General features: G+C 71.7%; 12 protein-coding genes. 1 reads left to right on the top strand and 11 read right to left on the bottom strand.

Annotation, left to right across the window (positions count from 1 at the left end):
* Positions 1–23: 23 nt before the first annotated feature.
* From fdxA to ACFY9V_RS25335, 6 genes are all read right to left on the bottom strand, one after another.
* Complete coding sequence (fdxA, locus tag ACFY9V_RS25360; protein ID WP_355342430.1) at positions 24–374, bottom strand: ferredoxin; 351 nt, start codon at positions 372–374, stop codon at positions 24–26.
* Between the two features lie 197 nt (positions 375–571).
* The gene (locus ACFY9V_RS25355; protein ID WP_391163037.1) at positions 572–1927 is read right to left on the bottom strand and encodes an FAD-dependent oxidoreductase; all 1356 of its coding nucleotides are present in this window, start codon (positions 1925–1927) and stop codon (positions 572–574) included.
* An 84-nt stretch (positions 1928–2011) separates the two neighbouring features.
* Positions 2012–2893, bottom strand: a complete 882-nt coding sequence (locus tag ACFY9V_RS25350; protein WP_391163036.1) for a TIM barrel protein — start codon at positions 2891–2893, stop codon at positions 2012–2014.
* Positions 2890–3999: an NAD-dependent epimerase/dehydratase family protein gene (locus ACFY9V_RS25345; RefSeq protein WP_391163035.1), complete on the bottom strand. Its 1110-nt coding sequence runs from the start codon at positions 3997–3999 to the stop codon at positions 2890–2892. Before ACFY9V_RS25345 ends, ACFY9V_RS25350 begins: the two co-directional genes overlap by 4 nt.
* Before the next feature lie 43 nt (positions 4000–4042).
* Positions 4043–4516 carry a nuclear transport factor 2 family protein gene (locus tag ACFY9V_RS25340; protein ID WP_391163034.1) on the bottom strand — a complete coding sequence of 158 codons (474 nt, stop codon included), beginning with the start codon at positions 4514–4516 and terminating at the stop codon, positions 4043–4045.
* Positions 4517–4520: 4 nt separating this feature from the next.
* A complete protein-coding gene (locus tag ACFY9V_RS25335) occupies positions 4521–5099 on the bottom strand; it encodes a hypothetical protein (RefSeq protein ID WP_355342444.1) in 579 nt (192 codons plus the stop codon).
* 257 nt (positions 5100–5356) lie between these two features.
* On the opposite strand from ACFY9V_RS25335, the gene ACFY9V_RS25330 reads away from it, so the two are divergent.
* Positions 5357–5839 carry a MarR family transcriptional regulator gene (locus ACFY9V_RS25330; RefSeq protein ID WP_355342447.1) on the top strand — a complete coding sequence of 161 codons (483 nt, stop codon included), beginning with the start codon at positions 5357–5359 and terminating at the stop codon, positions 5837–5839.
* A gap of 47 nt (positions 5840–5886) precedes the next feature.
* Here the strand turns inward: ACFY9V_RS25330 and ACFY9V_RS25325 are convergent, their stop codons facing one another.
* The 5 genes from ACFY9V_RS25325 to ACFY9V_RS25305 are packed head-to-tail and all read right to left on the bottom strand — an operon-like array spanning position 5887 to position 11885.
* Positions 5887–6747, bottom strand: coding sequence for an enoyl-CoA hydratase-related protein (locus ACFY9V_RS25325; protein WP_391163033.1), 861 nt, complete (start codon positions 6745–6747; stop codon positions 5887–5889).
* A complete protein-coding gene (locus ACFY9V_RS25320) occupies positions 6744–7475 on the bottom strand; it encodes an enoyl-CoA hydratase-related protein (RefSeq protein ID WP_391163032.1) in 732 nt (243 codons plus the stop codon). The genes ACFY9V_RS25325 and ACFY9V_RS25320 overlap by 4 nt, the downstream gene beginning before the upstream one ends.
* On the bottom strand, positions 7472–8377 hold the full coding sequence (locus ACFY9V_RS25315) for an enoyl-CoA hydratase-related protein (protein WP_391163031.1): 906 nt from the start codon (positions 8375–8377) through the stop codon (positions 7472–7474). The genes ACFY9V_RS25320 and ACFY9V_RS25315 overlap by 4 nt, the downstream gene beginning before the upstream one ends.
* A complete protein-coding gene (locus ACFY9V_RS25310) occupies positions 8374–9702 on the bottom strand; it encodes a CoA transferase (RefSeq protein ID WP_391163029.1) in 1329 nt (442 codons plus the stop codon). Before ACFY9V_RS25310 ends, ACFY9V_RS25315 begins: the two co-directional genes overlap by 4 nt.
* Complete coding sequence (locus ACFY9V_RS25305) at positions 9699–11885, bottom strand: acetate--CoA ligase family protein (protein WP_391163028.1); 2187 nt, start codon at positions 11883–11885, stop codon at positions 9699–9701. Before ACFY9V_RS25305 ends, ACFY9V_RS25310 begins: the two co-directional genes overlap by 4 nt.
* Positions 11886–11950: the final 65 nt, after the last annotated feature.

The following is an 11950-nucleotide window of genomic DNA, read 5'->3' as shown; positions in this document are numbered from 1 at the left end:
TTGGGCCTCCGAGGTGGATGGGGTCAGGCGCCGCCCGACGACGCCGGGCGGTGGGACACCAGAGCGGTGTCGACACCGGTGGGTCCGAGGTCGGCCGAGCCGCCGGGGTGGCCCAGCGGCTCGTCGCGCCCCGGAAGGGGTTCGAGGAAGAAGCGGGCGTTGTCCTCCACGAAGTCGGCCTGGCCCTCGGGTACTTCGTCGCGGTACTTGATGGCCGTGACGGGACAGACCGGCTCGCAGGCACCGCAGTCCACGCACTCGTCGGGGTGGATGTACGCCTTGCGCGAGCCCTCGTAGATGCAGTCGACCGGGCAGACCTCGACGCAGCTCCGGTCGAGCACGTCGATGCAGGCGCCGTGGATGACGTAGGCCATGGGAATGCCGACTTCCTGGTTGAGAGGGACAGTGGTGAACGCCCGCCGGTTCGGGCGGTGATGAACGGCTCCCGGTGGGGGCGGTGTTGGACGCCCGCCGGTTCAGGCGGTGATGAACCTCCGGTGGGGCGGGGTTCGGGCGGTGGCGAACGGCTCCCGGTGCGCCCGGGGTTCGGGCGGTCGTGGGCGCCCGCGCGTCAGGCCGCGCCCCGGTCCGGCCGGTCGGCGTCCGCGGCGGCGACGTGCCGCAGGGTCTCCCAGTCGGGGATCTTGGTACGCGCCCGGCCGAGGTTCCGGCCGCGGCTCTCCTCCTCCGCGTCGATCGACAGCCAGCCGTCGTACGTGACGGGCCTGACGCCGCGCTCGGCGAGCACCCGGTCGACCTCGTCGGGCCCGGCGCCGCGGGGCGGCCGGGCCGCCAGGTCCGCGACGACACCGGCCACCGTGTCGGCGGCGCAGGCCCGGTTCGTGCCGACGACCCCGGACGGCCCGCGTTTGGCCCACCCGGCGACGTAGTGACCGTCGAGCGCCCGGCCGTCGGGGCCCAGCACCCGGCCCGCGTCGTGCGGGACGCGGCCCAGGTCCTCGTCGAACGGCAGGGCGCCGACCGGTGTGCTGTGGTAGCCGACCGACCGGACGACCATGCCGGCCGTGAGATCGGTGACCTCGCCGGTCGCCACGACCGCGCCGCCGGCCTCCCGCGTCCTTTCCAGGCGCACGGCGGTGACGGCGCCGCCCTCGCCCAACAGCTCCACGGGGCGGGACCAGAAGTGGAAGCGCAGGGTGCGCCGGACGGCGGGCACCTCACGGGAGGCGAGGTCGGCGAAGACCTTGAGGTTGGCCGCGGTCAGCGGGTCCTGCGACCCGGCGGGCAGCAGCCCGGCGTCCAACTCGGTCGCGACATCGTGGAGTTCGAGCAGTTCACGCAGTTCTTTCGCGGTGAACTTCGCGTGCTCCGGCCCGCGGCGGCAGACGAGGTGGACGTCGCAGACACGGCTGTGCGCGAGCCGGTCCAGGACGTGCGGCGGCATGTCGGTCCGCGCCAGGTCCGCCGCCGACTTCACCAGCAGGCGCGCCACGTCGAGCGCCACATTGCCCGCGCCGACGACGGCCACCGACTCCGCCTCCAGCGGGAAGGACTCCCCCGCGCGGGCGTGGTCGGGATGGCCGCTGTACCAGGCGACGAAGTCGGTGGCCGAGCAGACCCCGGCCAGCTCCTCCCCCGGTACGGCGAGCCTGCGGCCGACGGAGGCGCCGGTCGCGAACACCACCGCGTCGTACAGCTCCGCGAGTTCCCGCGTCGTCACGTCGCGGCCGACGTGGACGTCACCGAGAAAGCGGACCCCGTCGCGTTCGAGCACCTTCCGCAGGGCGACCACGATCGACTTGATCCTCGGGTGGTCGGGCGCGACGCCGTACCGCACCAGGCCGTACGGCGTGGGCAGCCGGTCGTAGACGTCGACCGACACATCGAGCGCGCCGCGCACGAGAGCGTCGGTCGCGTAGACGCCCGCCGGTCCCGAACCGACGACGGCGACACGGTAAGGGTTCATCTGCTCCTCATCCCCACCATTACTTAGCCATGCATACTTAACCAGGCGAAGCAATACGTGTCAACGGTCACACCACGGGTCGTTTCAGAGGGTTCGCGGCGCGGACGCGACGACCGCGCGCGTGGCGTCCGCCGCCCGCCGCGCCATCTCGGACGTCGGCCGCGACCGCAGCGCGTCGCAGTAGACCTCGACCGAGAACGGCGCCTCGACGCCCGGCCGGTCGAGGGCCGCCACGAACGCGCGCAGGTCGAAATCGCCCTCGCCGGGCAGGACCCGGTGGTGGACGGCGTCCACCATGCGGTCGGGGTCGACCGGCGGCACCGGGCCGTCGTTGAACTGCACCATGAACACGCGCTCCGGCGGCGCCGTACGCAGCAGCCCCAGGTCCGGGTCACCGCGGAAGAAGTGCCAACTGTCCACGCACAGACCGCCGTTGCCACGGTCCGCCCCGGCCACGACGGCCAGCCCGGACGCCAGATCGGGGATGCTGCTGTAGGGCACGAATTCCAGCGCCACCCTCAGCCCGTGCGCCGCCGCCCGGTCGCACAACTCCCCGAAGGCGTCCACCACTTCAGGTCCGACCGGCCGGGCGTCGAAGGTGCCGACGGTCTGCGCGAAGGGCACCCCGAAGGTGTCGGCCAGATGGAAGGCGGTCCTCTCCAGCTCCGGGTCGGCGTAGACCAGACCAGGACGGCCGGCGACACCCGCCGGTCGGCCCGGCGCGCCGTGGAAGCCGAACAGCACCTCGACCTCGTTGATCCGCACGTCCCACTCGGCGAGCACCGCGGCGAGGTCGCGGTCCTTCCACCCCCGCGCGAGCAGGTCCCGGTAGTACGGGATCGCGAGCCCGATCCCCTCGTACCCGGCCCGGCGGGCCGCGGCGACACGGTCGGGGAACGACGCGTCGCGCACGGTGCCCCAGGCCAGGACCAGCCGGAGCTCGCGCGCCGCGGGCGGCGCGTTCACCCGGCGGCTCCCGTCAGGTCGGGCAGCACGCGGCGCTCGACCAGCGTCCGCAGCGCGTCGCGGAAGGTCGCCTCGGTGTCGTGGACCCGGGTGTAGCCGGCCTGTTTCACCTTGACCGTGCTGACGAGCGCGGGCGGCGGCATCGTCGTCAGGCCGTAACCGAAGGTGTAGTCGGCGTACTGATGCGACCGGCCGAGGACGTCGAGCAGGGAGAGCGGGCGCAGCCGGTGCTTGGTCACGATGTCCTGCCAGACCCCGGCCAGCCGGGGCAGCTCCTCGGTCAGACTCATCGGACGGGGCGGCGCGCACGGCACGCCCATCGCGTCGGCCAGGGACGGCCAGAGCTCCTGCCAGGAGAACACCTCGCCGTTCGTCAGGTTGAAGTGCTCGCCCCGAGCCGCGGGCGAGGTCGCCGCCCACACCAGGGCGCCCGCGACCAGCCGCGCGTCCACCACCTGGCGCACCGGGTGGACCGTGCCGCCGGGGAAGCCGAACGGGATGCCCGTCGCGGCGCTGAGCGCGGCGAAGGCGCCGATCACCGGCGGTGTGCAGTAGGAGACGCCGTACGCCGGTCCCACGACCTGGACCGGCCGCAGAATGGTCCAGTCGAACGTGTGGCGGTCGGCCAGCTCCCTGAGCAGGTCCTCCTGGCGCCAGTAGAAGTTCTCGTGGTCGTCGCGCGGCGCCCGCTCCCGCGCCGGGACCGGGATCGGGTGCAGGTGGGCGCCGTACGCCTTCGTCCCCTGCATGACGGTGGCGTGCCGCAGCGCGCCCCCCTCGGCCAGCGGCCCGAGGACGTTGCCGAGCATCGCCTCGTTGGTCGCCATCTGCCGCGGGTCGGACCACCCGGCGACCAGGTCCGGTTTTTCGTACGCCGCCGCGTAGACCAGGTGGGTCGGCCGGGGTGCCAGCGCGGCGACGGCCTCGCGGGTCGCGGACCCGTCCGTGAGGTCCACCGGCACGTGCCGGTACCGTACGGATCCGTCCGCCTCGGGCGGGCGTCGTGAGAAGGCGACCACGTCCCACCCCTCGGCGGCGAAGGCGGTGATCGCCGCGGCCCCTATGAGCCCGCTGGCCCCGGCCACCAGCACTCGTCCAGCACTCATCTCGTCTCCCTTGACGATGGGGCCCGTGTCGGCGGTCCTGCGGTCAGAAGGGCGGAAGCAGTTCGACGTCCTGCGGCGCGCTCACGAAGTAGCGCTCGACCAGGCGCCGGGCGAGCTTCCAGGCGCCCGCGCGGCGCTCGTAGACGTCGTGGTAGGTGCAGCTCACCCAACTGATCCTGCCGTCCGGGTGGACGCAGACGGCGATGGCGTCGCTGCGGCCGGTCGCGCGGTCGGGGGTCTCGAAGCGGGCCGTGTTGTTGGTGGTCCAGTGGTAGGTCTCCTTCCACACCTTCCCGATGACCTCCTGCGAGCGGCGGATCTCGTCCGTGCCGTGGAAGTCGCCGCGCCCGCCGGGGATCAGGTACTCGGCGTCGTCGTGCCAGATGCTCATGAAGCGGTCGATGTCGCGGCGGTCGGTGCCCTCGCAGTAGCCCGCGACGATGTCGGCGAACTCCGCCCGGCCCTCCAGCTCGTCGATCCGCTGCTCCAGCGACCGGCCCTCGGTGTGTGTCGTCATGTGCTCAGACCTCGGCCTTCGGCGCGGTGCGGAACTTGTCGGGGTAGTCGTCCGGCAGGTCCTCCTCGGCCAGCGGGACGATGTGGTGGTCCAGGACGTAGCGGTCCTCGCCCTTGGCCTTGTCGTTCTCGTCGAACTCCCAGAAGACGACGGTCCTGGCCGACAGCACGTAGAAGGGGCTCGCGGGCGAGGTGTCGTCCACGAAGCCCATCTTGCGGGCGACCGCGGCGGTCAGGATCTGCCGGAAGGTGCCCTCGGTGACGATGTCGTAGTCGCCGACCACCACACGGGTCTTCTTCGACTCGATGACGTACGAGCCGTTGTTCACCATCTCGGTGTAGTTGGCTCGAACCTGCTCGATGCCCTTCGGGCCGGTGTCCCCCTTGACGTTCCCCAGGACGCCGTACTCGTGGTACTGCGGGTCGTCCGAGAGCGTCGGCAGGACCATGTCGAGGTCGGCCAGCACCTCGCCCTTCGAGTGGTGGACAACCGTCTCGAGATGCTTGAGCTGCAGAGGTGTTTTGGCCTTGTGCATGTGCGCCTCGAAGCTGGTGTACGTCAGCTCCGGCCTGAAGTCCTTCATTTTCCCTCCTCAGGGATACGGGATCTCCGTGTGACGGTCGCCACAATTTATCTAACCATGTAAACTAATGGCTGAATCCGACACCCGCAAGGGTGTTCGGCAAATCAGCGCAGATGTACGCAAACCCCCGATGAAACGGGGTTTCTGGACATGGCCCTGACAGATCTACGGCGTGGGCACGTGGCGTCGGGAAGCCCGCCGGGCGCATACTTAGCAGCGCGAAGTTGATGAGGCGAACGCCCAGATTCGGGGTAAGGATGACCACGACCACTAACGGCTCTGTCGACCGCGTCAAGCACGAGCACGCCATCCGGCGCGAGGATCTGACGCGCCTGCGGATGACGCTCGGTCGCCTCGGACGGGTATTGCGGCAGCAGAATGACGACGGTCTGAGCTATGCCCTCATTTCGCTGCTCTTCAACATCGGCCGCAACCAGCCCGTCTCCGCGGGCGAGCTGGCGGCGTCGGAAAGGGTCTCCCCGCCGTCGGTGACCAGGTCGCTCAACCGCCTCATCGAACTCGGCTACGTCTCCCGTACCGCCGACCCCGCCGACCGCAGGGCGGCGCTGATCGAGCTGACGCCCAGCGGCGCCGACGAGCGGGAGCAGGTGCTCAAGAGCCGCGAGGTCTGGCTGGAGGAGCACCTGGGACGGCTGGACGACACGGAGCTGGAGAGCCTGCTCACCGCGCTGCCCGCCCTGGAGCGGCTCTGCGACCCCGAGCTGCCGCGCCGCCCCTGACGTCCCCCGGCCCGCGGCGGCCGGCGGGCACCGGCCGTAGGCGGCGGTCAGCGGATCTCGACCTCCTCGCGTGAGCGCGCCAGGGCCGCCTCGGCGCCCTCGCGACGCACCTCCCGCAGGAAGTTGAACTCGCCCGGCTGGAAGTGGATGTTGCTCAGCGAGGCGCCGACGACGGTGGTCGCGGCGAACGAGAGCCCGACGCCCAGCTTCTCCAGCGAGGCGAAGACGGCGTACTTCTCGGTGACGATGCCGTCCCGCATGATCGACGCGCACATGGCGGCGAGTTCGGCCGCCCCCCGTGGCGCGTCCTCGGCGACGCGGTCGACCAGACCGTAGTCGAGCGCGGTCCGCGCCGACCAGGCCACGTTGCAGTACATCAACTCCTTGGCCCGCTTGAGGCCGACCGTCGCGAACAGCAGCGACATGTCGCCGTCCACCCCGACGTTGTGCCACCGGGGGGAACCGAAGGTCGCGTCCTCGCCCGCGACCACCAGGTCCGCGCAGAGCGCCAGGTAGAGGCCGGTGTCCCAGCAGCGGCCACGCGCCTCGACGACCGTCACCTTCCGGCAGTGCAGCAGTCGGCTGTACAGGCCCGTACTCCCCCACCACGCCTCGTCCAGCGCGATCAGCCGCGCCCGCTGGCTCGGGTGCTTGCGCACCGATCCGCCGGGCGCCTGCACGTACTGGTCCCAGGCGTCGGCCGGGTCCCAGCCCGCGCACAGGTCGTCGCCCTCGCCGCGGATCAGGACGGCCTTCACGTCGTCGTCCCGGTCGACGTCCGCGAGGTGGGCCGCGAACTGCTCGGCCATGGCGCGGGTCATGAGGTTGCCCGTCGCGGGACGCCGTACGGTGACGGTCGCGATGTGGTTCTCGTGGTCCTTGCCCAGTTCGACCCGGCCCTCGCTCATGCGCTCTCCTCAGTGAGACCGGACCCGACCGCCGCGCGGTGGATCGCGTAGTGGTCGGCCAGATCGAACTCCCGGCCCACGCCGTGCGCGTCGTAGACGGCCTGCTGGAGCATCTTCGACATCGTCATGCCGTCCAGCGGCATGCCGATGACGGCGGCGGTCATCGACACGACCTCCGCGCGGAGCCGGCCGTCCGGGACGACCCGGTTGACCAGCCCGATCCGCCCGGCGGTGGCCGCGTCGTGGACGGTCCCCCTGAGCAGCCACGACTTGGCGCGGTTGAGCCGGACCGTCAGCGCGGCCAGGACGAAATTCGCCTCGGGCACATCGAGGAAGGGCGAGCCGAACACGGCGTCCTCACTCGCGACGGCCAGGTCGGTACAGAGCAGGAGCGCGGTGCCCGCCCCGTGGCACGCCCCGCGCACCTCGGCGATCACGACCTTCTTCGCGAAGCAGGTCGCCTGGTAGACCGCGGTCGACGCGGCGAAGGCGCGGTGCCAGGTGGTCGGCGCCTCGGCCGCGGACGGGAATCCGGTGGCCGCCTCCGGCGCGAAGTCGGGCCCCGTGGTGCGCAGCACGATCGCCTTGACGTGGTCGTCGTCCGACGCCTCGACGACGGCCGCGGCCAACTCGGCGGCGAAGGCGGGGTCATGGGCCGTCAGCGGGGCGAAGCTCTCCACCTCGATGTACGCGCGGCCGTCGGCCACGCGGAGGTCGACGGCGCTCATCCCTTCACCCCCAGGCGGGGGTCGGCCGCGCCTTTGCGTTTCTTGTCGGCGTCGAGCGCGCCGCCGACGCCGACGTCCCTCGCGGTCTTCCAGAAGTCCATCTCGTCCGGGCCCGATTGGAGGAAGTGCGAGACCAACAGCCCGGTGATCGAAGGGACGCTGGTGTCCATCACGCCCTCGGCGGCGCGCAGCCGCGACTTCAGGTACAGCAGGTGGCCGGGGGGCCGGGCAGCGAGGTCGGCCGCGATCGTCCGTGTGGCCGCGGCGAGTTCGGCGGCCGGGGTGACGGTGTCGACGAGGCCGAGGTGGTGCGCCTCGGCCCCGCTCATCGGCATCGCGGTGAAGCCGGTGCGGCGGGCGGCCTTCATGCCCAGGATGCGGTTGATGTGCACGCTGGCGACCGCGCCCGCCGGGCCCAGGAAGCGCGCTTCGAGCGCGCCGATCCTGCTGTCCTCGGCGGCCGTCACCACGTCGGCCTTGCACGCGATCATGAAGTAGGCCGCCGCGGCGCAGTAGCCGTGCAGTTGGGCGACGGTGACCTTCGGCGAGCGGGAGATCGCCTGGCTGAAGCCCAGTCGGCCCCACGCCATGTCCGCGCCGTACCGGTAGCCGACCGTCAGGGTGCGGCGGCGCTCGTGCGGGCGCTTCTGGCCCCACTGCTCGTTGATCTCGTTGCCGCTGCAGAACGACTTCCCGTTGCCCCGGATCACGATGACCCGCACCGTCGGGTCGTCCCCGGCAAGCGCCATCAGCTCGATGATTCGGTCGCGCATGGGCACGCTCATGGCGTTGTGCTTCTCCGGCCGGTTCAGCGTCAGATACGCGATGCCGGACGCCGGGTCGGCCTCGTACAGCACCTGTCGCGCCGCGGCGGCGATGCTCTCCGGGGTTCCGTACTTCACGCCTTGCCCACCTCTTCCGTTGCTCGGGGTGATTCCGACGGTGCGTGCGCGGGCCGCGCCTGCTCGACCACGCCGTCCGCGACGAGCGCGTCGATACGGTCCTGCGGGACGCCGAGGCGCGCGAGTACGTCGCGGGTGTCGGCGCCCAACTCCGGTGTCCAGTCGCCGACCCGCGCGGGGGTGGCGCTGAGCAGGAACGGGCTGCCCACGGTGCGGACGGTCCCCCAGGTCGCGTCCGGCTGCTCGACGACGAAGCCGTTCGCGAGGACGTCGGGGTCGCGGGCGGCCTCGACGAAGGTGTTGACGGGAGCCACGGGTACGCCGTTGTCCCGCATCCGCTCGACCCAGGTGTCCCGGTCGGCGGTCAGGAAGATCTCCTCCAGGACCGGCTCCAGGACGTCGCGGTGCCGCTCGCGGATCCTGCTCTTCTCGAACCGCGGATCGTCGCGCAGGTCGGGCCGGCCAAGGGCCGCGGTCAGCCCGTGCCACACCTTCTGGTCGGTGGCGCCGATGACGATCCAGCGGTCGTCCCCGCAGCGGAACGCGCCCGAGGTCGACGTCACACGGCCCTGGGTGCGCTTCACCTCGTCGCCGTGCAGCGCGATGGTGACCTCGGCGGTGTGCATGGCCAGGCAGGAGCCGACGAGCGAGCCGTCCACGCGCTGGCCGCGCCCGGTGCGCTCCTTGGCCAGGAGCGCGGTCAGGATGCCCATCGCGAGGAAGACGGCGCCGGCGGAGTCAGCCATGCCGCGGCTGGCGAGCCGGGGCGCCCCGTCCGGGGTGCGGACGAAGTCCGAGAGGCCGGAGACGGCCTGCGCGACCATGTCGAACATCGGCTCCTTGGCGCGCGGGCCCAGCGGGCCGTAGCCGGAGGCGGCGGCGTAGACGATGCCCGGATTCTCCTGGCGCAGGGTGTCGTAGCCCAGGCCCAGCTTCTCCATGACGCCGAGCCGGAAGTTCTCCACGACGACGTCGCACTCGCGGGCGAGGGCCTTGACGATGTCGCGGCCCTCGGGGGTGGTGATGTCGACGGCGATCGACTTCTTGCCGCGGTTGAGGCCGGTGAAGAACCCGGCGTATCCGTCCGGGGCCTGGCGCAGCCGCCGGTCCCACTCGCCGCCCGGCCGTTCCACCTTGACGACCTCCGCGCCGAGGTCGGCGAGGATGCGGGTCGCGTAGGGGCCCTGGAGGAAGCGGGTGAGGTCGAGGACCTTGATCCCGTCGAGCGCTCCGGCGAGGAATTCGGGCGCGCCGGGCGCGGGCCGGGGCGCGGTGTCCGGGGTGACCACAGGCGCGGTCGCGCGCTCGATGTCGGGCGCGGTCATGCGTCCTCCCCCACCGTGGCCGTGACGAGTACGTCGAGCGCTTCGACCCGACTGCCGTTGACGCGCAGGGGGTTGACCTCCAAAGTGTCCAGGCTGGGTCCGACCGACAGGGCTGCCCGGCTGATCGCCACGATCGCCTCGCTCAGCGCGTCGAGGTCGGCGGCCGTGCTGCCGCGTGCGCCGCGCAGCAGGGCGGCGCCCTTCAACTCCCCCAGCATCCGGCGCACTTCGCGGGCGTCGACGGGCAGCACTCGCAGGCTGGTGTCCTTCATGACCTCCACCCAGATGCCGCCGAGGCCCACCGCGAGCACCGGCCCGAAGGTCGAGTCGACCGTGACGCCGACGAGGAGTTCCTGTCCCGGCTCCCGCATCGGCGAGACGAGCACACCGCGCAGGTCGGCGCCGGGGACGTTCCGCGCCACCGTCGCCGTGATCGAGTCGTACGCCGTCGCCGCGGCCCCGGCGCCCTCGACGCCGAGGACGACTCCGCCGACGTCGGACTTGTGCGCGACGGCCCGCGAGCAGATCTTCATCGCCACCGGGCCGCCGGCCTTGGCCGCCGCGCCCGCCGCCTCGGCCGCGGAGTGGACGAGCACGGCCGGGACGATCGGCACACCGGCCGCCTCCAGCAGGGCCCGCCCCTCGTCCTCCGCCCAAGTGCCGGCCGTCGGCCCGTCGCCGACCGCGGCGGGCGGCACTTCCCCGGTCCCGCTCGCCGTCACCCGAAGCGCGTCGCGCTGCTCGACCCACCGGGCCACATGCCCGAGGGAGGTGATCGCGAGGTCGACGCCGGGCAGCAGGAACAGCTTGTTCTCGGAGAGCAGCGACAGGGCGTACGGCGAGATGTCCAGGCAGGTGTTGGACGAGAGGAAGACCGGTACGGGCGAGGCGGCCACGATCTCGCCGATGATCTTCATCCGGCTCTCGATGAACGTCGGGTCCTCGGGGCGCTCGTCCGGCAGTGGCGTCATCATCGAGAACATGAAGTCGATCCCGGAGTCCTCGACCGCGATCTCCATGAGGTCGTCCTCGGCCTTCGTCGGCCGGGGTCTGGCGCGGGCGTGGCCGAAGCCGGTGGTGTCGAGGGGGTTGAGGATCGAGGCGAACTCCGGCAGGTGCGCGGCCAGTTTGGCGCCGGTGTCCTCCTGCCAGCCGGGCAGGGCCAGGCCGTTGACCGAGGCGAGGTCGGCGATGATGTTGCAGCCGCCGCCGGACGAGGTCACGACGCCCATGCGGCGGCCGTCCGGGAGCCGCGGGCTGTAGCCGAACACCCCGGCGGTCGCGACCAGTTCCTCGACGCTCTCGACGCGGACCATGCCCGCCTGCCGGAACGCCGCGTCCACGACGGCGTCGTCGGTGGCCATGGCGCCGGTGTGCGCCATGGCGGAGCGCATGCCCTCCTCGCTCCGCCCGGCCTTGTAGACCACGATCGGCTTGCCCGCCCGCAGCGCCTTCGTGCCGAGTTCGAAGAGCCGGTCCGGCTCGCGCACGGTCTCCAGGAACAGGGCGATGGCGCGGGTGCTCTCGTCCTCGATCAGGTAGTCGAGGACGTCCAGGCTGGTCAGTACGGCCGAGTTGCCCACCGACGCCCACAGCGTGGAGCCCACGCCGTGCGCCTGGGCGAACTGATACGTCGCCCGCGCCATCGAACCGCTCTCGAAGACGGCGCCGACCGGACCGGCCACGGGTGCGGACTCGGTGGCAACGGCCCAGGGCACCACCCCGTCCACCGCGTTGATGAACCCGATGGTGTTCGGGCCCATGAGCGTCAGGTCGAGATCGACCGCGCTCTGCGCCAGCCGCCGCTGCCGGTCGCGTCCGTCGGCTCCGGACTCCCCGTATCCGGAGGCGAGGATGACCGCGTTCTTGATACCCGCCGCGGCGGCGTCCTCGAGGATGGCGTCGACCCGGCTCGGGCCGACCATGATATAGGCCATGTCGACGGGCTTTTCGAGGTCCCGCAGCGTCGGGACGGTCGGTTTGCCGAACACCTCGTCGTACTTGGGGTGGACGAAGCGCACGTCCCGCACCCCGCCGCCGAGTTCGAGGGCGTTGAGGAGATTGCGCGCCCAACTGGAGCTCGGCGATGCTCCCACGACCGCGATACTGCGGGCGCCGAAGAAGCGGCGCAGCCTGTCCGGCTCGACGATCGAGCGTCGTGCCGCGTAGTCAACGGTGAGCATGGGGCGTAACTCCTCGGGAGTCGGGCGATGGAGATCGGACCGTGGGATTCGGGCGGGGATTCGGG

This window comes from Streptomyces sp. NPDC008317 (genome assembly GCF_042955955.1).
In the GTDB taxonomy this organism is placed as follows: domain Bacteria; phylum Actinomycetota; class Actinomycetes; order Streptomycetales; family Streptomycetaceae; genus Actinacidiphila.
This window is presented reverse-complemented; position numbering and strand designations above follow the sequence as displayed.